The organism is Pseudomonas sp. QS1027 (genome assembly GCF_002814235.1).
GTDB lineage: Bacteria > Pseudomonadota > Gammaproteobacteria > Pseudomonadales > Pseudomonadaceae > Aquipseudomonas.
This window is the reverse complement of record NZ_PHSU01000039.1, coordinates 31,266-50,986: the sequence shown is the minus strand read 5'-3', so window position 1 is coordinate 50,986 and position 19,721 is coordinate 31,266. Positions and strand designations below refer to the sequence as shown.

At 63.5% G+C, this 19,721-nt stretch carries 18 protein-coding genes; all 18 read left to right on the top strand.

The genetic code is table 11. From position 1 onward, the window contains the following. Window positions 1-90 precede the first annotated feature (90 nt). Window positions 91-1,293, top strand: a complete 1,203-nt coding sequence (gene cbiE, locus CWE01_RS30365) for a precorrin-6y C5,15-methyltransferase (decarboxylating) subunit CbiE (RefSeq protein ID WP_100944272.1) — start codon at window positions 91-93, stop codon at window positions 1,291-1,293. A gap of 27 nt (window positions 1,294-1,320) precedes the next feature. Continuing rightward, on the top strand, window positions 1,321-2,418 hold the full coding sequence (locus tag CWE01_RS30360) for a cobalt-precorrin-5B (C(1))-methyltransferase (RefSeq protein ID WP_100944271.1): 1,098 nt from the start codon (window positions 1,321-1,323) through the stop codon (window positions 2,416-2,418). Further along, window positions 2,415-3,146: a cobalt-precorrin-6A reductase gene (locus CWE01_RS30355; protein WP_100944270.1), complete on the top strand. Its 732-nt coding sequence runs from the start codon at window positions 2,415-2,417 to the stop codon at window positions 3,144-3,146. Before CWE01_RS30360 ends, CWE01_RS30355 begins: the two co-directional genes overlap by 4 nt. Before the next feature lie 46 nt (window positions 3,147-3,192). Continuing rightward, complete coding sequence (locus tag CWE01_RS30350; protein WP_100944269.1) at window positions 3,193-3,516, top strand: DNA-binding protein; 324 nt, start codon at window positions 3,193-3,195, stop codon at window positions 3,514-3,516. A gap of 145 nt (window positions 3,517-3,661) precedes the next feature. Beyond that, window positions 3,662-4,063, top strand: a complete 402-nt coding sequence (locus CWE01_RS30345; RefSeq protein ID WP_100944268.1) for a DUF2946 domain-containing protein — start codon at window positions 3,662-3,664, stop codon at window positions 4,061-4,063. Between the two features lie 48 nt (window positions 4,064-4,111). After that, window positions 4,112-4,606, top strand: coding sequence for a copper chaperone PCu(A)C (locus CWE01_RS30340; protein WP_100944267.1), 495 nt, complete (start codon window positions 4,112-4,114; stop codon window positions 4,604-4,606). A gap of 21 nt (window positions 4,607-4,627) precedes the next feature. Continuing rightward, a complete protein-coding gene (locus CWE01_RS30335) occupies window positions 4,628-5,053 on the top strand; it encodes a DUF2946 domain-containing protein (protein ID WP_100944266.1) in 426 nt (141 codons plus the stop codon). A 97-nt stretch (window positions 5,054-5,150) separates the two neighbouring features. Further along, window positions 5,151-7,271 carry a TonB-dependent copper receptor gene (locus tag CWE01_RS30330; RefSeq protein ID WP_100944265.1) on the top strand — a complete coding sequence of 707 codons (2,121 nt, stop codon included), beginning with the start codon at window positions 5,151-5,153 and terminating at the stop codon, window positions 7,269-7,271. 163 nt (window positions 7,272-7,434) lie between these two features. Then, window positions 7,435-8,817 (top strand): PepSY domain-containing protein, encoded by a 1,383-nt coding sequence (locus tag CWE01_RS30325; protein WP_100944264.1) that lies wholly within the window; start codon window positions 7,435-7,437, stop codon window positions 8,815-8,817. 153 nt (window positions 8,818-8,970) lie between these two features. Further along, complete coding sequence (locus CWE01_RS30320) at window positions 8,971-11,097, top strand: TonB-dependent siderophore receptor (protein ID WP_100944263.1); 2,127 nt, start codon at window positions 8,971-8,973, stop codon at window positions 11,095-11,097. Window positions 11,098-11,187: 90 nt separating this feature from the next. Further along, window positions 11,188-11,976, top strand: a complete 789-nt coding sequence (locus CWE01_RS30315; protein ID WP_100944262.1) for an ABC transporter ATP-binding protein — start codon at window positions 11,188-11,190, stop codon at window positions 11,974-11,976. After that, the gene (locus CWE01_RS30310) at window positions 11,973-12,923 is read left to right on the top strand and encodes an ABC transporter substrate-binding protein (RefSeq protein WP_100944261.1); all 951 of its coding nucleotides are present in this window, start codon (window positions 11,973-11,975) and stop codon (window positions 12,921-12,923) included. The genes CWE01_RS30315 and CWE01_RS30310 overlap by 4 nt, the downstream gene beginning before the upstream one ends. Then, window positions 12,920-13,930 (top strand): iron ABC transporter permease, encoded by a 1,011-nt coding sequence (locus CWE01_RS30305; RefSeq protein WP_100944260.1) that lies wholly within the window; start codon window positions 12,920-12,922, stop codon window positions 13,928-13,930. Before CWE01_RS30310 ends, CWE01_RS30305 begins: the two co-directional genes overlap by 4 nt. 267 nt (window positions 13,931-14,197) lie before the next feature. After that, on the top strand, window positions 14,198-14,626 hold the full coding sequence (locus CWE01_RS30300) for a hypothetical protein (RefSeq protein WP_100944259.1): 429 nt from the start codon (window positions 14,198-14,200) through the stop codon (window positions 14,624-14,626). 225 nt (window positions 14,627-14,851) lie between these two features. Next, window positions 14,852-16,117 carry an urea ABC transporter substrate-binding protein gene (gene urtA / locus CWE01_RS30295; protein WP_100944258.1) on the top strand — a complete coding sequence of 422 codons (1,266 nt, stop codon included), beginning with the start codon at window positions 14,852-14,854 and terminating at the stop codon, window positions 16,115-16,117. A gap of 159 nt (window positions 16,118-16,276) precedes the next feature. Beyond that, on the top strand, window positions 16,277-17,779 hold the full coding sequence (gene urtB / locus CWE01_RS30285) for an urea ABC transporter permease subunit UrtB (protein ID WP_100944256.1): 1,503 nt from the start codon (window positions 16,277-16,279) through the stop codon (window positions 17,777-17,779). Then, the gene (gene urtC, locus CWE01_RS30280; RefSeq protein WP_100944255.1) at window positions 17,779-18,858 is read left to right on the top strand and encodes an urea ABC transporter permease subunit UrtC; all 1,080 of its coding nucleotides are present in this window, start codon (window positions 17,779-17,781) and stop codon (window positions 18,856-18,858) included. Before urtB ends, urtC begins: the two co-directional genes overlap by 1 nt. After that, window positions 18,855-19,715: an urea ABC transporter ATP-binding protein UrtD gene (urtD, locus tag CWE01_RS30275; RefSeq protein WP_100944254.1), complete on the top strand. Its 861-nt coding sequence runs from the start codon at window positions 18,855-18,857 to the stop codon at window positions 19,713-19,715. The genes urtC and urtD overlap by 4 nt, the downstream gene beginning before the upstream one ends. Window positions 19,716-19,721: the final 6 nt, after the last annotated feature.

Below are 19,721 nucleotides of genomic sequence, written 5' to 3'. Positions count from 1 at the left end.
TTTCGCCCTCGAAGGCACGGTATTATGCCTGCTTTGTCCGATGGCATGAAAAGCCTGCCCGTCGGAACCGCTGTGTTTTGAGGATTTTAGATGGTGCCTTGGCTGACAATCGTGGGAATCGGTGAAGACGGCTTCAGTGGCCTGGGTCAGCAGGCCCAGGCAGCTCTGTCGGCAGCTTCGCGGGTATTCGGCGGCCCGCGTCAGCTCGACCTGTTGCCGGCCGAGATCAGCGCCGAGCGCCTGAACTGGCCGAGCCCGTTTTCCCTGGAGCCGGTGTTGGCCCTGCGCGGTGAGCCGATCTGCGTACTGGCCAGCGGCGACCCGATGCTGTTCGGCGTCGGCGCCAGCCTGGCGCGTCGGGTTGCCACCGAGGAAATGCAGGTGCTGTCCGCGCCTTCCTCCTGCTCACTGGCCGCCGCCCGCCTGGGCTGGGCCTTGCAGGATGTGGTGACGCTCTCGGTGGTCGCCCGCCCGCTGGCCGCCCTCAATGCACATCTGCACAGCGGCGTGCGTCTGCTGGTGCTGAGCAATGACGGCCTGAGTCCCGCGGCGATTGCCGCGTTGCTGCGCGAACGGGGTTTCGGCCCGAGCCGGATCAGCGTGCTGGAACACCTGGGTGGCCCGGCGGAACGGCGGATCGACGGACTGGCTGACGACTGGAGCGATCCGGCGATTGCCGACCTGAACCTGGTCGCCATCGAATGCCTGGCCGCTCTTGGCACGCCGCGTCTGTCGCGCATCGGCGGGCTGCCGGACAGCGCCTTCGAGCATGACGGACAGCTGACCAAACGTGATGTCCGCGCCATCACCCTCGCCCGCCTCGCCCCTGTGCCGGGCGAACTGCTGTGGGATGTCGGCGCGGGCAGCGGCTCCATCGGTATCGAATGGATGCGCGCCCACCCCAGTTGCCGGGCCATTGCCATCGAGGCCGATGCCGGTCGCCAGCAGTTGATCGAGCGCAACCGGGATACCCTCGGCGTGCCGGGCCTGCAATTGATTCGCGGCAGTGCGCCCGAGGCCCTGGAAGGACTGGAGCCGCCGGATGCGATCTTTATCGGCGGCGGCGTCACCCGTCCCGGGGTGCTGGATAGCTGTTGGGCACAGCTCAAGCCGGGAGGCCGACTGGTGGCGAATGCCGTGACCCTGCAAAGCGAGCTGCTGTTGATGGATTGGCGCCAGGCCCATGGCGGCGAACTGACTCGCATCCATATCGCCCAGGCCCAACCGCTGGGGGATTTCGACACCTGGCGCCAGGCCCTGCCGATCACCTTGCTCGACGTGGTCAAGCCTTGAACAGCCCGAGCCCACAGGTGGTTCACCATGCGTGACGAAACCGCCGAACAACCCGCGCCCCTGCGCAGCGGCCTGACCACCGGCAGCTGCGCCACCGCGACTGCCCTCGCGGCGGCGCGCCTGCTGCTCAGCGGCGTCAGCTGCGATGCGGTGCAGATCACCCTGCCCAAGGGCAAGCGCGTGGACATGCGCCTGGAGTTCTGTCGCCGCCATGACGACAGCGCCGAGGCCGGCACGCTGAAGGATGCCGGTGACGACCCGGATGTCACCCACGGTGCCCTGCTCTACTCGCAAGTGCGGCTGATCGCCGAACCCGGCGTGCGCTTTCATGCGGGAAAAGGTGTCGGCACTGTCACCCGCCCCGGCCTGGTCCTGGCCGTCGGCGAGCCGGCGATCAACCCGGTGCCGCGTCGGATGATCACTGACCATCTGCTGCAATTGGCCGCCGAACTGGACTACACCGGCGGTTTCGCGGTCACCGTCAATGTCCGCGACGGTGAGGCCCTGGCCCTGAAAACCATGAACCCACGGCTGGGGATTCTCGGCGGGCTGTCGATCCTCGGCACCAGCGGTATCGTCCGGCCATTTTCCTGCGCGGCCTATATCGCCTCGATCCACCAGGGCATCGACGTCGCCAAGACCAACGGCTACCTGCATATCGCTGCCTGCACCGGCAACGCCAGCGAGGACACCATGCGCCGCGTCTACAACCTGCCGGAGATCGCCCTGATCGAAATGGGCGACTTCGTCGGTGCCGTGCTCAAGCACCTGCGCAAGGTCCCGGTGGAAAAACTGAGCCTGTGCGGCGGCTTCGGCAAGATCAGCAAACTGGCGGCCGGGCACATGGACCTGCACAGCCGGCATTCGAGTATCGACCTGCCACAACTGGCCGAATGGGCCGCCGAGGTGGGAGCCGATCAGGCCCTGCAGGATGCGATTGTCCAGGCCAATACCAGCCAGCAGGCGCTGGCCATGGCCAGTGCAGCCGGCATCGCCCTCGGTGACGCGGTCTGCCAGCGCGCCCGCGACTTCGCCCGTAGCGTGGTCCCCAGGCAGGTGCAGGTGGAAGTCTTCGCCATCGACCGCCAGGGCGGCGTCGTGGGTCATGCGGGAGTGCTGTCATGAAGCGCCTGTTGCTGCTCGGCGGCGTCACCGAGGCGCTGGCGATTGCCCGGACCTTGGGCCCGGCACATATCTACAGCCTGGCTGGAGTCGGGCGGGTACCGACGGACTTGCAGTGCCAGGTCCGGGTCGGCGGTTATGGCGGCGCCGAGGGCCTGGCGCAATTTATCCGGGAGGAAGGCATCGACCTGCTGCTGGACGCCACCCATCCCTACGCCGCGCAAATCAGCGGCAACGCCGCCACGGCCGCCCACTTGAGCGACGTTCCCTGCTGGGCGCTACGGCGCCCGGCCTGGGTCGCGGAACCCGGCGACGACTGGCGCGAAGTATCCGACTGGGCTGGTCTGGTCGAAGCGCTCAAACCCTTCCAGCGCCCGCTGTTCACCCTGGGCCGCGAGCCGCTGCAACATCTGGAAGAAATTCCCTCCGGACAGTTCTGGACCCTGCGCGCCCTCGATGAATATCCCGGCAACGCCCGCTGCGAAGTGATCGGCGCCCGTGGGCCGTTTCTGCTGGAAGACGAACGCGCCTTGTTCAAGCGCCGCGCCATCGACGTGCTGATCAGCAAGAACAGCGGCAGCAGTGCAACCGAACCCAAGTTGCAGGTGGCCCGGGAACTCGGGATACCGGTGCTGATTCTCCAGCGCCCGGCATTGCCGCCGGTGGACCGGGAGTTCCAGGCGCTCACTGAAACACTTGCTGCGTTGGCAAAGTACCTGCCACAAAAGTAACCTGAAGGTTACCTTCAAAGCGCAATGATCAATGTCGAAAAATCTCATGGCCCTTACTCGCAGCTTCAAACAGACCATCGCCGAGCGGGCACAGCGTGACCCGGCATTCGCCCAGGCTCTGCTGGATGAAGCCGCCACCCTGTTTCTCAATGGCGAACCCGAGATTGCACGGGTGATCCTGCGTGATCTGGTCAACGCTACCGTCGGCTTCGAGGGCCTGGCCAAGGAAACCGACAAGCCGAGCAAAAGCCTGCACCGCATGCTCTCAGCCAAGGGGAATCCGAGCATGGACAACCTGGCCGCTATCTTCAGTGTGATTCGTGCCACCCTGGGCGTGAAGATTGAAGTCCATGCCGTTCCGACCCTGTGACGGCATCCTGCTACGCTTGTGCACAAGGATCACCGACAAAGCCTACGCAAGCTTGCGACCTTTCACCGCAGCTCGCGCTTTTACTTATGAAGGACGTTCAGGCTAAATAACCCATCTGTTTGAAAACACTCACGGAAATCCTTCCATGCCCCGACAACGGCTAGCCATTGCCTGGATCGCCTGCTTTGCAGTGCTGTTCAATCTGCTCGCCATGCCGATGTCCGGAGCCATGGCGCAAGCCTCGGAAAACTCGATCCCGGAACAACTGTTGTGGGGCAGTTTCTGCTCGGCCAGTGGCACCCGGCTGGTGGCCATCGACCTCGGCAAGCTGGAACAGCAAGCCCCGCAGAACGATGACCATTCCAACATGCAGCACTGCTGGTGCTGTGCAGGCTTTGCCTCACTACTGGCGTTGCCCGGCCATGTTCCCCAGTTGCCGGTGGCGCAGGACGAAACCCACCCGGCACGCCCCGCCATCCAGATCGACATCCCCACCCCACGCCAGCAATGGCCCTCGCTCAATCCCAGGGCTTCTCCGCCAGCCTGATTCACACCCACAACCTGTGTGCGTCATGAATCGTTATGGAGAACAACCATGTTCAAGAATGCCCTGTTGCTGGCCGCCCTGCTGCTGCCCGCCTGCTTTGCCAATGCCCATGAGTTCAAGGTCGGTGACCTGCAGATCACCCATCCCTGGTCCCAGGAACTGCCACCCAACGCGCCGACGGTGGCGGCCTATTTCGTGATCCACAACCCGGGTACCACGGCCGACCGCCTGACCGGCGTCGACAGTCCCATCGCCGGCAAGGCCGAACTGCATGAGCACGTGATGCAGCTCGACCTGATGAAAATGCAGCAGGTCGCCAGCGTCGACGTACCCGCCGGCGGCGAAGTGAAATTCGCCCCCATGGCCTTTCATGTGATGTTGCTGGACCTCAAGGACCGCAGCCTGCTGCAGGATGGCAAGCACTTCCCGCTGACACTGCACTTTGAAAAGGCCGGTGACGTGACCGTCGAGGTATCGGTGCGCAAACAGCCGCCTGCCGGGACGAATGAGATGAGCCACATGGATCACGCGCCCGCTCAGTAATCGACGCCGCCCTTGAACGCCATGCGCGCCGTACGCCTCAGGTCACCCCGCTCCCGCGCCCAAGTACGCGGCAGTTGGCTGAGCCTGTTCGCCATGTTGATGATCTTTATCGGACCGCTGATTTCCCAGGCGATGCCGATGGATCACCGCATGCCCATGCCGATGGGCATGGACATGTCGATGGAGATGCCCGGGCAGGCTGGCGAGGCCATGGCGCCAAGCGCCGACGAGCATCACGTCCCCAGCGCCGAGCACCACGCACTGTGGGAAAAATGCGGTTATTGCACCCTGCTGTTCAGTTGCCCGGCCCTGCCGCAAACCCTGAGCTTCGCCGCCCTTGACGGCCCCAGGCTCACGGCCGTCGTCGTAACCCAGCCCCACCTGGGCCACGCCCGGCAAACCACCTTCCCGGGTGCCCGCACCCGCGCTCCGCCCGCGTTCCATTAAGCAACGACACCTTACCTTCTCACCCGGCCCGCCTGGACTGTAAATCGCAGTGCCAGGGCGGCAGCCGTGTTGTATTCGCTTGAATGATGGAACGCTTATGTCCACTGCAAACACTCGCCTGCGCACTGCCCGGGCGTCTTCCCTGTTCGCCCTGAACGAGGCCCGCGCCCGCCTGCGCCAGGGCACCGCGCTGATGTGCGGCGCCCTGCTCGCCCCCGCTGTCTTCGCCGCCGACGCGCCGGACGACACCGCCCGGGAAATCGCCCCGACAGTGATTACCGCCATCGCCCCCAGCTCGCCACTGACGGTGATCACCGACCCCAAGGACCCGCGCCAGCCGGTCCCCGCCAGTGACGGCGGCGACTACCTCAAGACCATCCCCGGCTTTGCCCTGGTGCGCAACGGCGGCACCAACGGCGACCCGGTGCTGCGCGGCATGTTCGGCTCGCGGCTGAACATCCTCACCAATGGCGGCCAGATGCTCGGCGCCTGCCCGGGGCGGATGGACGCACCGACCTCCTACATTTCCCCGGAAACCTACGACAAGCTGACGGTGATCAAGGGGCCGCAAACGGTACTCTGGGGCCCGGGCGCCTCGGCCGGGACCATCCTCTTCGACCGTGAGCCGGAGCACTTCGGCGAACTCGGCACGCGGGTCAATGCCAGTGTGCTGGCCGGCTCCAACGGGCGTTTCGACAAGGTGCTCGATGCCGCCGCCGGCGGCCCGTCGGGCTATGTCCGGGTGATCGGCAACCAGGCCCGTGCCGGCGACTACAAGGACGGCAACGGCGACCGCGTGCCCTCGCGTTACGACAAGTGGAATGGCGACGTCGCACTGGGTTGGACGCCGGATGCCGACACCCTGCTGGAACTGACCGCCGGCAAGGGCGACGGTGAAGCCCGCTATGCCGGGCGCGGCATGGACGGCTCGCAGTTCAAGCGTGAAAGCCTCGGCCTGCGTTTTGAAAGATCGAATCTCGGCGAGGTGCTCGACAAGCTCGAGGCCCAGGTCTACTACAACTACGCCGACCACGTGATGGATAACTACAGCCTGCGCCAACCCTCCGGCACCGGGATGATGGCCGGGCCCATGGCCTCCAATGTCGACCGGCGCACCCTCGGCGCACGACTCAAGGCGACCTGGCGCTGGGCTGACTGGCAACTGATCGGCGGCCTCGATGGGCAGACCGACGAACACCGCCAGCGCAGCAGCATGGGCATCGACACTTACGAGAGTCTGCCGCGCAAGCAGGATGCCGAGTTCCACAACTACGGCGTCTTCGGTGAACTGACCTGGTACGCCGCCGAGCGGGACCGCCTGATCAGCGGCGCGCGGCTGGACCGCGCCTCGGCCAGGGATTTCCGCCAGCGCATCGGTTCCGGGATGAGTGCCCAGCCCAATCCGACCGCCGGCCAGACCCGCGCAGACAGCCTGCCCAGCGGTTTCATGCGCTACGAGCATGACCTGGCCGACAGCCCGACCACCCTGTACGCCGGCCTCGGTCACGCCGAACGTTTCCCCGACTACTGGGAACTGTTCTCCCCCGACCAGGGCCCGAGTGGCTCGCTCAACGCCTTCGATGCGATCAAGCCGGAGAAAACCACCCAGCTGGATGTCGGCCTGCAGTACAAGACCGAAGACCTGGAAGCCTGGGCCTCGGGATATGTCGGCCAGGTGCGCGACTTCATCCTGTTCAACTACCAACCGGGAATGATGGGCACGACCTCCCAGGCGCGCAATGTCGACGCGCGGATCATGGGCGGCGAGCTCGGCGCGGCCTATCGGTTGACCTCCAACTGGAAAGCCGATGCCAGCCTGGCCTATGCCTGGGGCAAGAACACCAGCGACGGCAGGGCACTGCCGCAGATGCCGCCGCTGGACACCCGCCTGGGCCTGACCTATAGCCGTGACAACTGGAGTGCCGGAGGTCTGTGGCGGGTGGTTGCGCGACAGAACCGTATCGACCTGAACGAGGGCAATGTGGTCGGCAAGGACTTTTCCAAAAGTGCCGGCTTCGGCGTGTTCTCCCTCAACGGCGCCTATCGGATCAACAGTCACGTGAAGGTCAGCAGCGGCGTCGACAACCTGTTCAACAAGGCTTACTCCGAGCACCTGAACCTGGCGGGCAACGCCGGGTTCGGCTACCCGGCCAATGACCCACGGGCCATCAACGAACCGGGGCGCACGTTCTGGACCAAGGTGGACATGAGCTTCTAGACGCCAAAACCTGTAGGAGCCGGCTTGCTGGCGATGGCGGCCGAAAGATCGATGCAGGTCTCAAGGGCCTTATCGCCAGCAAGCCGGCTCCTGCAAGGATTGCGGTGTCGGGAACCACGACATCAGACGACCAAAAACAATCAAACCTTGCGGAGCGCTCCTGATGAGCCAACCTAAGATCTCCTTCTACAACCTGGCCTGGCGCTGGCATTTCTATGCCGGACTGTTCGTTGCCCCATTCATGGTCCTGCTGGCCCTGACCGGAATCATCTACCTGTTCAAACCGCAACTCGACCCGCTGCTGTACAGCGACCTGATGACGGTCCAGACCGGTCATCACAGCCTCAGCGCCGACGATCAATTACGCCGCATCGAGATGGCTTATCCCCAGGTGCGGATCAAGCAATACCTGCCTCCGATCAACGCCGAACGCAGTGCGCAGTTCGTGGTGATCCGCGACGGTCGCGAGCTCAACGTGTTCCTCGACCCCTATCGCGGCAATGTCCTCGGCGAGCAGGATGCCAAGCTCAACCTGCAAGCCGTCGCCCGGGCCCTGCACGGCGAGTTGATGATCGGCACGCTCGGCGACCGCCTGGTGGAACTGGCCGCCGGTTGGGGCGTGATGCTGGTGGTGTCCGGTCTCTACCTCTGGTGGCCGCGAGGTCGTTCCAGCGCCGGCGTGCTCTGGCCACGCCTGAACCAGCGCGGACGCATCGTCTGGCGCGACCTGCATGCCGTCACCGGCTTCTGGGGCGCCGGGTTGCTGCTGTTCATGTTGCTCAGCGGCATGACCTGGACCGGGGTCTGGGGCAAGCAGTACGCCGAGGTCTGGAACAGGTTTCCCGACGCCATGTGGAACAACATGCCCAAGTCTGACCTGGAGGCCCGCAGCCTCAACGACGCGACCCGCCAGACCGTGCCCTGGGCCCTGGAAAACACACCGATGCCGATGTCCGGCGCCCATGCCGAACACATGAACCACGGTGCGACTTCGACCGGCCCGGCGGCACCGGGCATCAGCCTGCAACAGGTGGTGGACATCGCCACGGCGCGCCAGGTCGAGCCCGGCTACAGCATCACCCTGCCGAGCACTGCCGAAGGCGTGTTCACCATCGCCGTGTTCGCCGACGACCCGCGCAACGACGCCACCCTGCATGTCGACCAGTACAACGGCACGGTCCTGGCCGATGTGCGCTGGCAGCAATACGGCAATGTCGCCCGGGCCACGGAGATGGGCGTGATGCTCCATGAAGGCAAGCTGTTCGGGACGATCAATCAGTTGGTCATGTTGCTGGTGTGCCTGATGATCCTGCTCAGTGCCGTCAGCGGCGTGGTGATGTGGTGGAAGCGTCGCCCGCAAGGAGGCTTCGGCGTACCGCCTCTGCGCCACGATCTACCGCGCTGGAAAACCGCCCTGGTGATCATGTTCGCCCTGGCGATCCTGTTTCCTTTGGTCGGGGTCTCGCTGATCGTCGTCTGGTTGCTGGATTGGGCACTGCTGTCGCGTCTCAAGGGCCAACCTGAATCGGCCTCATCTTCAACCTGAACAGGTTGAGAGGTGCATTCCAGAGGAGTCTGTAGACTTTTGAAGAGAATATGTTGCAATTACATATTGTTATAATATAACAATATGCAACATCCCTACCCGCAGTCCCTGGCTGCGGGTATCGCCTCTGAAAATAAGCGACTCCCTGTCCCGATGAACAAGTACCTCCTGTCCGGCCTCTGCCTGCTGGCGTTTAACCATGCCCAGGCCGATGGCACCCTGACCCTGCCGACTGGCACCATTACCGCGCCTGCCGTCGACGAAGATCACATCGATCTGAAGACGCCGACCACGGCCGGCTCACGCCTGGGCCTGACGGCACTGGAAACCCCCGCCAGTACAGACAGCCTGAGCGGTGAACAGATTCGCGAACACGGCGATATCAGTGTGCAGGATGCCGCATCGCGCAGCGCCGGGATCAGCCGTACCGGCAACCCGGGCGATGGCGGCACTTCGTTGCAGGCGCGGGGGTTTACCGGGCAGAACTCGGTGATGCAGTTGTATGACGGCACCCGGATGTACGCTGGCGCCGGCACCGTGACCTTCCCGGTGGATGCCTGGGCGGTCGAGCGGGTCGATGTGCTACGCGGCCCGGCATCGGTGCTGTATGGCGAAGGCGCCACCGGCGCGGTGATCAACACCATCCCGAAAAAGCCGTTCGAAGGCGAGATCGAAAACCATGTGCGTCTGGGCTATGGCTCCTACGGCAGCCAGCAAGAGGCACTGGACAGCGGCGGCTCGCTGACCGACAGCCTGAGCTATCGGGTCAATCTCAACCGCCTGAGCAGCAACGGCTGGGTCGACCGTGGCGATTCGAGCAGCAACTTCTTCAGCGGCGCCTTGCGCTGGCAGGCCAACGATGACCTGGTGTTCACCCTGTCCAGCGACTACGGCGACCAGGAGCCCACCGACTACTTCGGCGTGCCGCTGATCAACGGCCACTACCAGGAAAACCTGCGTTTCAAGAACTACAACGTCAGCGACGACAAGCTGCACTACAACGACCAGTGGACACGCCTGCGCACCGACTGGCAGATCTCCGATACCGTCAGTTCCAGCAACGAACTGTATTACCTCAAGGCCCAACGCCGCTGGCAGAACGCCGAGAACTACAATTTCGACCCGACGACGCAAACCCTGTCGCGTGCCAGCTACATCAGCATCAAGCATGAAGAAGAGCAGACCGGCGACCGCCAGACCTTCACCTTCCAACACACGCTGTTCGGCCTCGACAGCCAGACGCTGACCGGTGTGGATATCAACCGCATCCGCTTCAAGCTCAACAGCAACGCAGGTTTCGACGACCTGCCCGGCAGCCCGCCACTGGACCTGGGCAACCCGCAACCCGGCCAGTTCGAGAGTGCCGACGCCTATCGGCCACAGTTCTCGGCCACCACCAGGCAGTTCTCGCTGTTCGCCGAAAACCGCACCCGGTTGAGTGAGCGCTGGTCCCTGGTGACCGGTGTAAGACGTGACTATGTGCACATCGACAATGACAACCTGATCACCGACACCCGCAGCGACAAGAGCCTGACCGGCAACAACTGGAAGGCCGGCCTGGTCTTTGCGTTGACCGACGACACCTCGCTGTACGGTCAGTATTCCACCAGCACCGAGGGCGTCGACGGCCTGGTGACCCTGGGCGCCAACGCACAGCAGTTCGGCCTGTCCACCGCCAAGCAGTCCGAAGTGGGCCTCAAGCAGATGTTCTGGGACCAGCGCGGCGAATGGACCCTGGCGGCCTATCACATCGTTAAAAAGAAGCTGCTCGTCGCCGACCCGAGCGCCCCGAACGACCCGAGCAAACAACTGCAGGTCGGGCAGCAATCGTCGGATGGACTGGAAGCCAGTCTCGACCTGAAGTTGGTACACGACTGGCAGTTGCAGGCCAACGCGTCGATCGTCAGGGCTCAATATGATGACTTCGACCAGTCGGTCAATAACGAGATCGTCTCCTACGCAGGCAACCGCCCTACGGATGTTCCACGGCGCACCGCCAACCTCTGGCTGAGCAAGGCGATCACCGATGACGTGCGCGCCGGTGCGGGCGTACGTTATGTGGATGCGCGTTACGCCGACCTGGCCAATACCGTCGAGCTGCCGAGCTATACCGTGGTGGATGCCACCGTCTCGTGGAAAGCCCTGCGCAACACGACGCTGGGCCTGCAATTGAACAACTTGTTCGACCGCCAATACGCCCTGAGCGAATACAATGACGGCCAGCAATGGATCCTGGGGCAACCACGGTCGGTCTTTGTGACGGCGGACTACACCTTTTAAAAACTGACCTGTGTGCGACACAAACCTGTAGGAGCCGGCTTGCTGGCTCCTACAAGGGGTTTGTGTGTATTTCCCGAGAATGAGTAACGAATGACCTCGCTGACCCTCACCGATCTCGCCTGGGCACCTCCCGGCCATGACCGCTGCCAACACCAGTTCCAACTGCGTGATGCCAACCTGCGGGTGGCGGCCGGTGAGTTCGTCGGCCTGATCGGTCCCAATGGCAGTGGCAAGACCAGCCTGCTGCGTTGCGCCTATCGCTTCAGCCAGCCGGAACACGGCGAGGTCCTGCTCGAACACCAGAACGTCTGGAAACAATCGCCACGCTGGTGCGCCCAGCGCATCGCCGTGGTGCTCCAGGAATTCCCCGATGCCTTTGGCCTGACCGTTGACGAAGTGGTCGCCATGGGCCGCACCCCGCACAAGAAACTCTTCGACGGCGACACCGAGGCCGACCGCCAACTGATTCGCCAATCCATTGAATCAGTAGGCATGCAGGGCTTCGAAGATCACGCCTTCGCCACCCTCTCCGGCGGCGAAAAGCAACGCGTGATCCTCGCCCGTGCGCTGGCCCAGCAACCACAACTGCTGATCCTCGACGAACCGACCAACCACCTCGACCCACGCTTCCAGCTGGAGCTGTTGCGCCTGGTCAGACAGTTGAAGATCGGCACCCTGGCGAGCATCCACGACCTCAACCTGGCCGCAGCCTTCTGCGACCGGCTGTATGTGCTCCAGCACGGGCGCATCGTCGCCAGCGGCACACCCGCCGAGGTCCTGACCGTCGAGTTGCTGCGCGAAGTCTTTGGCGTCGAAGCGCTGATCGATACCCACCCACTCTCCGGCTACCCGCGAATCACCTGGATAACCCAACCATGAAGCTACGGCACCTGGCGCTTTGCCTCGGTTCACTGTTCACGTCCATGGCCGCCCTGGCCGAGTCGACGCATTACCCGTTGACGGTCCAGAGCTGCAACCGCGAAGTGACCTTCAAGGAAGCGCCCAAGCACGCGGTCAGCCATGACATCAACATGACCCAGATGATGCTCGCCCTCGGCCTCAAGCCACGCATGGCCGGCTACAGCGGGATCAGCGGCTGGAAATCGGTCACCCCGGAAATGGCCAAGACCCTCGACGGCCTGCCGGAACTGGCGGCCAAGTACCCGTCGGTGGAAACCCTGCTCAATGCCAACGTCGACTTCTTCTTCGCCGGCTGGGATTACGGCATGACGGTCGGCGGTGCCCTCACCCCGGCGACGCTGACGCCCCTGGGCATCAACGTCTACGAGCTGACCGAGTCCTGCGCCTTCGTGATGAAGCGCGCGGGCGCCAGCCTCGACGACACCTACAACGACCTGCGCAACCTGGGCAGGATCTTCGATGTTCAGGACCGTGCCAACACCCTGATCAGCGAGATGCAGGCGCGAGTGGCCACGGTGCAGAAAACCCTGCCGGCCGACCGTCCACGGGTGTTCCTCTATGACAGCGGCGAAGACCGCGCCATGACCTCCGGCCGCCTGGCCATGCCCCAGGCGCTGATCGAAGCCGCCGGCGGACGCAATATCCTCGACGACGTCGATGCCAGCTGGACCCGGGTCAACTGGGAAAGCGTGGTGGAGAAGAATCCCCAGGTGATCGTGATCGTCGACTACAGCGAAGTCACCGCAGAACAGAAGCAACACTTCCTGGAGACCAACCCGGCGCTGCAGTCGGTGGACGCTATCCGCAACAAGCGCTTCGTGGTCATTCCGTATGTCGAGGCCACGCCAGGCATCGATAACGTCAAGGCCATCGAAACCCTCGCCAAGGCCTTCCACCCACAATGATGAACCGCCGCTATGGCTCGCTGCTGGCCGCCCTCGGCGCCTTGTTGCTGCTGTCCTGCGTCCTCTCCCTGGGCTTCGGCCCGGCGCGGGTGCCGGTGGATGTCGTGTGGCGGATTCTCTCTTACAAGGCGCTGGGCCTGGGCGAGGTGAACTGGAGCGCCGGGCAGGAGCATATCGTCTGGCTGATCCGCGTGCCGCGCATGTTCCTCGGCGTGCTGGTGGGCGCCGGGTTGGCGCTGATCGGCGCAGTCTTGCAGGCGGTCACGCGCAATCCCCTGGCCGACCCGCACCTGCTCGGGGTGACTTCCGGGGCGACCCTCGGCGCGGTGATCGTGGTCCTGCATGTGGGCGAAATCGTCGGCCTGCTGACCTTGCCCATCGCCGCCTTTATCGGCGCCCTGGCCAGCATGCTGGCGGTGCTCGCCATCGCCAGTCGCAACGGTCGGCTGGACAGTGACCGGCTGCTGCTGTGCGGGGTCGCGGTGTCCTTCGTGATGATGGCGCTGGCCAACCTGCTGCTGTTTCTCGGCGACCACCGGGCCAGCTCCGCGGTGTTGTTCTGGATGCTCGGCGGCCTCGGCCTGGCCCGTTGGGAGCTGCTGCCGATACCGGCGGCGAGCGTGCTGTTGGGGCTGGTGCTGCTGGTGAGCATGGCCCGGCCGTTGAATGCCCTGATGGCCGGCGAACAGACTGCCGTGACCCTCGGCCTGAGTGCGCGCAATGTGCGCCTGAAGGTGTTCCTGATCGCTTCGCTGATGACCGGCGTGCTGGTTTCCATCAGCGGCTCCATCGGTTTTGTCGGCCTGATGGTGCCGCATATCGCCCGCTACCTGGTGGGCGCGGAACACCGGCGCCTGCTGCCGGTATCGGCGCTGCTGGGAAGCCTGTTCCTGGTCTGGGTCGATGTCGCGGCACGTACCCTGATCGCTCCGGAAGATCTGCCGATCGGAGTGGCCACGGCGGCCATTGGCGGGTTGTTTTTTATCGGTTTGATGCGCAAGAAATAAAACCCGGCACACCGGCTCGCTCAAAACACTCAGGGCGAGCCCCTTGAATCAAACTGTTTCAAGGGAACCTGCTGCTTCATCTATCGCGAGACACTCCCTATCACTCAAGGCTTGAAAACAATTGTCTTGATTTCTTTTAATACACCCCGCATTAAAAGCCATACTTTCCTACGCAACCAACACATTAAAAACGTGTCGAGCCTGTATCAATACAGCAAATCTCTTACAAAAAAACTCTTAAGGACTACAACTCAAGGGAGAGTTAGCATGTTCAATAAAATCATCGCCACCCTCGCATTCGTTTCGCTTCACGCCTTCGCACAACCCGCTCTCGCCTCTTTCACGGGAACAGACTACAGCGGCCATTACACTTGCAAGGGCAATGACAGTCACATCGGCGAGTTCACAGGAACAGTCGAAATGAAACTGGACAGCGGACAAAGTACTGGGGAACACGGTGCCTACACCTTCAAACTGACGCTGGCCGACAACTCCGAGTACGATGGTTTCGCGGCCGCGAACTCGAACTCACTGGCGATGTATTTCGCACATAAGGACCCGACGCTTAAAGACTATGGTGTCGGCATCGCCCCTATCCAGTCAGATGCCGAAGGGAAAATATCTTTTACCAAATATTATTACGCTCCAGAATACCAAGACGGTGGCCATGGCACGGAAGTCTGCGTAAAAAGTTGAACAACCCCAAGAGCCCGGCGCGCAATGGCGGTGCCAGCACCAATCTGGCGCCGACCGCGCACCGCAACGCCCATGTCGCCCCCGCATGGTGCGACTGTTCAGACCAGCGCCGCTCAAACACGACGGTTTCCTGCCTTTCCCCGACTAGGCACAGCCTTTGCAAAAGCCTCTTCAGTGTCTGCATCTGCCAACCAAAAAAACTTTGAACATCTGGAGATCGCACCAATGAAGCGTCGTAGCTTGATCAAGGCTTTCACACTGACGGCATCCATTGCCGCCATGGGCATGACCTGGACCGTCCAGGCCGCCGAGACCATCAAGGTCGGCATCCTGCACTCGCTGTCCGGCACCATGGCAATCTCCGAAACCTCGCTCAAAGACATGGCGCTGATGACCATCGACGAGATCAACGCCAAGGGCGGGGTCAACGGCAAGATGCTCGAACCGGTGGTGGTCGACCCGGCGTCCAACTGGCCGCTGTTCGCCGAAAAAAGCCGGCAGTTGCTGACCCAGGACAAGGTCGCCGTGGTGTTCGGTTGCTGGACGTCGGTGTCGCGCAAATCGGTACTGCCGGTGTTCGAGGAACTCAACGGCCTGCTGTTCTACCCGGTGCAGTATGAAGGCGAGGAAATGTCGCCGAACGTGTTCTACACCGGTGCCGCGCCGAACCAGCAGGCGATCCCGGCGGTGGAATACCTGATGAGCGAAGACGGCGGCGCGGCCAAGCGCTTCTTCCTGCTGGGCACCGACTACGTCTACCCACGCACCACCAACAAGATCCTGCGCTCGTTCCTGCACTCCAAGGGTGTCGCGGACAAGGACATCGAAGAGGTCTACACCCCGTTCGGCCACGCCGACTACCAGACCATCGTCGCCAACATCAAGAAGTTCTCCGCCGGCGGCAAGACCGCCGTCATTTCCACCGTCAACGGCGACTCCAACGTGCCGTTCTACAAGGAACTGGCCAACCAGGGCCTGAAAGCCACCGACGTACCGGTGGTGGCCTTCTCCGTGGGCGAAGAAGAACTGCGCGGCATCGACACCAAACCATTGGTGGGCAATCTCGCGGCGTGGAACTACTTCGAGTCGGTGGATAACCCGGTGAACAAGAAATTCGTCGCCGACTGGAAAGCCTACGCCAAGAAGAAAAACCTCCCGGGCGCCGACAAGGCTGTAACCAACGACCCGATGGAGGCCACCTACGTCGGCATCCACATGTGGGCCCAGGCGGCGGAGAAAGCCAAGTCCACCGACGTCGACAAGGTTCGTGAAGCCATGGCCGGCCAGACCTTCGCTGCACCATCGGGCTTCACCCTGACCATGGACAAGACCAACCACCACCTGCACAAGCCGGTGATGATCGGCGAGATCCAGGCCGACGGGCAGTTCAACGTGGTCTGGCAGACCAAGGAACCAATCCGTGCCCAGCCGTGGAGCCCGTTTATCCCGGGTAACGACAAGAAGCCGGATTATGCGGTGAAGAGCAACTGAGTCACCGCTGACGGTCGGCCCGGCAGGTATTCGCGGGCCGACCCAATCCCCCTGTAGGAGCCGGCTTGCTGGCGATGAGGCCCGCAAGCCCTGCATCGCCCCTCCGGCCACCATCGCCAGCAAGCCGGCTCCTACAAGGTCTTATGCAAGGCCGATGATATGTCCACTGCCCTTTACCGCCTTTTCCTCGCCCTCGCACTGCTGTTGCCGATGGCCGCTCACGCCGGGGACGCCGAAGACTTCGTCGCCGCCGACTCCAGCCAACAGGCCGCCCTGCTGGAAACCTGGGCCGCGCACCCGGAGCCGGCGCGCATCGAGCTGATCAACGCCCTGCAAAGCGGCCAGTTGACCCTCAATGGCGAAACCAAGACCCTGCGCCTGAACAACCGCCTGCGCGGCCTGATCGACACCGCCGTCGCCGCCCAGCAACTGCTCGCCGCCGATGCCAAGGTGCGCCTGGCCGCCGCCCAGCAACTGCAAAAAAGCGCCAAGCCGGCACAACTGAAATTCCTCGACCAGCAACTGGCCGGCGAAACCAACGCCGATGTCCACGCCGCCCTGAGCCTGGCCCTGGCCAATCTGCAACTGGTCGACGGCGATCCAGCCGTCCGCCTTGCCGCCGTGCGCCTGCTCGGTGACAGTGGCGACCCACTGGCCCGCACCCGCCTCGAAGGCCTGCTGCAACCCGGGGTCGAGGCCGATGCCGGCGTGCACACCGCCGCCGAAACCAGCCTGGCGCAAGTCAAACGCAAGCTGATGATCGGCGAATGGCTCGGCCAGGCCTTCAGCGGCCTGTCCCTGGGTTCGATCCTGCTGCTGGCGGCCCTCGGCCTGGCGATCACCTTCGGCCTGCTCGGGGTGATCAACATGGCCCACGGCGAAATGCTCATGCTCGGCGCCTATGCCACCTACGTCGTGCAGTTGCTGTTCCAGCGCTTCCTGCCCCAGGCCATCGAGTTCTACCCGCTGGTGGCCCTGCCGGTGGCGTTCTTCGTCACCGCCGGGATCGGCATGGTCCTGGAACGCACGATCATCCGCCATCTCTACGGGCGCCCACTGGAAACCCTGCTCGCCACCTGGGGTATCAGCCTGATGCTGATCCAGTTGGTCCGCCTGGTGTTCGGCGCCCAGAACGTCGAGGTGGCCAACCCGGCCTGGCTCTCCGGCGGTATCCAGGTGCTGCCCAACCTGGTCCTGCCCTACAACCGCCTGGTGATCATCGCCTTCGCGCTGTTCGTGGTGGTCCTCACCTGGCTGCTGCTGAACAAGACCCGCCTGGGCCTGAATGTCCGTGCCGTCACCCAGAACCGCAACATGGCCGCCTGCTGCGGCGTGCCCACCGGACGGGTGGACATGCTCGCCTTCGGCCTCGGCTCCGGCATCGCCGGCCTCGGCGGTGTCGCCCTGAGCCAGATCGGCAACGTCGGTCCGGACCTGGGCCAGAGCTACATCATCGACTCCTTCCTGGTGGTGGTGCTCGGCGGGGTCGGCCAGTTGGCCGGTAGCGTCATGGCCGCCTTCGGCCTGGGCATCGCCAACAAGATCCTCGAGCCGCAGATCGGTGCGGTGCTGGGCAAGATCCTGATCCTCGCGCTGATCATTCTGTTTATCCAGAAACGCCCGCAAGGACTCTTCGCACTGAAAGGACGGGTGATCGACTGATGAACCAGCCCCTGATGCTCACCGCCAGCCAAAAAGTCGGGCCCGGCCTGACGATTGCCATCGGCGCGATCGTGCTGGCGCTGCTGCTGGCCTTGCCGCTGCTGTCGCTGCTGCCGCCGGAGAACCTGTTCCACGTCTCGGCCTACACCCTGACGCTGGTGGGCAAGATTCTCTGCTACGCCATCGTCGCCCTGGCCCTGGACCTGGTCTGGGGTTACGCCGGCCTGCTGTCCCTCGGCCATGGCCTGTTCTTCGCCCTCGGCGGCTATGCCATGGGCATGTACCTGATGCGCCAGGCGTCCGGCGACGAGCTGCCGGCGTTCATGACCTTCCTGTCCTGGACCGAACTGCCCTGGTACTGGACCGGCACCAGCCACTTTCTCTGGGCCCTGTGCCTGGTGGTGCTGGCGCCGGGGCTGCTGGCGCTGGTGTTCGGCTTCTTCGCCTTCCGTTCGCGGATCAAGGGCGTGTACTTCTCGATCATGACCCAGGCCCTGACCTTCGCCGGGATGCTGCTGTTCTTCCGCAACGAGACCGGCTTCGGCGGCAATAACGGTTTCACCAACTTTCGCAGCATCCTCGGTTTCGGCATCACCGAGCCGGGCACCCGCGCGGTGCTGTTCTTCGCCACCGTGGTCCTGCTGGTCGCCAGCCTCTACAGCGGCTGGCGCCTGGCCCGAAGCAAGTTCGGCCGAGTGCTGACGGCGCTGCGCGACGCGGAAAACCGCCTGATGTTCTGCGGTTACGATCCCCGTGGTTTCAAGCTCTTCGTCTGGGTCTTGAGCGCCGTGTTGTGCGGCCTGGCCGGGGCGCTGTATGTGCCGCAGGTGGGGATCATCAACCCCAGCGAAATGTCACCGACCAACTCCATCGAGGCCGCCGTCTGGGTGGCCCTCGGCGGGCGCGGCAGCCTGATCGGCCCGTTGCTCGGCGCGGGCATGGTCAACGGCATGAAGAGCTGGTTCACCGTGGCCTTTCCCGAGTACTGGCTGTTCTTCCTCGGCGCACTGTTTATCGTCGTGACCCTGTACCTGCCCAAGGGCGTGATCGGGTTGCTGAAGAAAAGGGGCGAACAATGAGAGTCACAGCGACCGCCGAATTCATGCTCGAACCGATCCTTGAGCCAAACAAGGATGCCGGCAGCAGCCGCGACGCCATCGGCCTCGGCCAGGCCAAGGGCGACGGCCTGGACACCCGCCACGGCACCATCCTGACCCTGGAAGACATCAGCGTCAGCTTCGACGGCTTCAAGGCCCTGAACAACCTGAACCTGTACATCGGCGTCGGCGAACTGCGCTGCATCATCGGCCCCAATGGCGCGGGCAAGACCACCCTGATGGACGTGATCACCGGCAAGACCCGGCCCAGCCATGGCAAAGCCTGGTTCGGCGAAACCCTCGACCTGTCGTCGATGAGCGAAGTGCAGATCGCCCAGGCCGGGATCGGCCGCAAGTTCCAGAAGCCGACGGTGTTCGAGGCCCTGACGGTGTTCGAAAACCTGGAACTGGCGCAGAAGACCGACAAATCGGTATGGGCGAGCCTGCGGGCACGCTTGAGCGGCGAACAGAAAGACGGGATTGCCCAGGTCCTGGAAACCATTCGCCTGACCGGTTCGGTCAATCGCCCGGCCGGTTTGTTGTCCCACGGCCAGAAGCAGTTCCTGGAGATCGGCATGCTGCTGGTACAGGACCCGCAACTGCTGCTGCTCGACGAGCCGGTGGCAGGCATGACCGATGCCGAGACCGAGTTCACCGCCGAGCTGTTCAAGAGCCTGGCCGGCAAGCATTCGCTGATGGTGGTGGAGCACGACATGGGCTTTGTCGGCGCGATTGCCGACCATGTCACCGTGCTGCACCAGGGCAGCGTGCTGGCCGAAGGGTCGCTGGAGCAGGTGCAGGAAAACGAGCGGGTGATCGAGGTCTACCTCGGTCGATGAAAGCCC

What these genes read in the sequence shown, in the direction of transcription:
- cbiE (WP_100944272.1), top strand. Translation starts at nt 91, where the DNA reads ATGGTGCCTTGGCTGACAATCGTGGGAATCGGTGAAGACGGCTTCAGT.
- CWE01_RS30360 (WP_100944271.1), top strand. Translation starts at nt 1,321, where the DNA reads ATGCGTGACGAAACCGCCGAACAACCCGCGCCCCTGCGCAGCGGCCTG.
- CWE01_RS30355 (WP_100944270.1), top strand. Translation starts at nt 2,415, where the DNA reads ATGAAGCGCCTGTTGCTGCTCGGCGGCGTCACCGAGGCGCTGGCGATT.
- CWE01_RS30350 (WP_100944269.1), top strand. Translation starts at nt 3,193, where the DNA reads ATGGCCCTTACTCGCAGCTTCAAACAGACCATCGCCGAGCGGGCACAG.
- CWE01_RS30345 (WP_100944268.1), top strand. Translation starts at nt 3,662, where the DNA reads ATGCCCCGACAACGGCTAGCCATTGCCTGGATCGCCTGCTTTGCAGTG.
- CWE01_RS30340 (WP_100944267.1), top strand. Translation starts at nt 4,112, where the DNA reads ATGTTCAAGAATGCCCTGTTGCTGGCCGCCCTGCTGCTGCCCGCCTGC.
- CWE01_RS30335 (WP_100944266.1), top strand. Translation starts at nt 4,628, where the DNA reads ATGCGCGCCGTACGCCTCAGGTCACCCCGCTCCCGCGCCCAAGTACGC.
- CWE01_RS30330 (WP_100944265.1), top strand. Translation starts at nt 5,151, where the DNA reads ATGTCCACTGCAAACACTCGCCTGCGCACTGCCCGGGCGTCTTCCCTG.
- CWE01_RS30325 (WP_100944264.1), top strand. Translation starts at nt 7,435, where the DNA reads ATGAGCCAACCTAAGATCTCCTTCTACAACCTGGCCTGGCGCTGGCAT.
- CWE01_RS30320 (WP_100944263.1), top strand. Translation starts at nt 8,971, where the DNA reads ATGAACAAGTACCTCCTGTCCGGCCTCTGCCTGCTGGCGTTTAACCAT.
- CWE01_RS30315 (WP_100944262.1), top strand. Translation starts at nt 11,188, where the DNA reads ATGACCTCGCTGACCCTCACCGATCTCGCCTGGGCACCTCCCGGCCAT.
- CWE01_RS30310 (WP_100944261.1), top strand. Translation starts at nt 11,973, where the DNA reads ATGAAGCTACGGCACCTGGCGCTTTGCCTCGGTTCACTGTTCACGTCC.
- CWE01_RS30305 (WP_100944260.1), top strand. Translation starts at nt 12,920, where the DNA reads ATGATGAACCGCCGCTATGGCTCGCTGCTGGCCGCCCTCGGCGCCTTG.
- CWE01_RS30300 (WP_100944259.1), top strand. Translation starts at nt 14,198, where the DNA reads ATGTTCAATAAAATCATCGCCACCCTCGCATTCGTTTCGCTTCACGCC.
- urtA (WP_100944258.1), top strand. Translation starts at nt 14,852, where the DNA reads ATGAAGCGTCGTAGCTTGATCAAGGCTTTCACACTGACGGCATCCATT.
- urtB (WP_100944256.1), top strand. Translation starts at nt 16,277, where the DNA reads ATGTCCACTGCCCTTTACCGCCTTTTCCTCGCCCTCGCACTGCTGTTG.
- urtC (WP_100944255.1), top strand. Translation starts at nt 17,779, where the DNA reads ATGAACCAGCCCCTGATGCTCACCGCCAGCCAAAAAGTCGGGCCCGGC.
- urtD (WP_100944254.1), top strand. Translation starts at nt 18,855, where the DNA reads ATGAGAGTCACAGCGACCGCCGAATTCATGCTCGAACCGATCCTTGAG.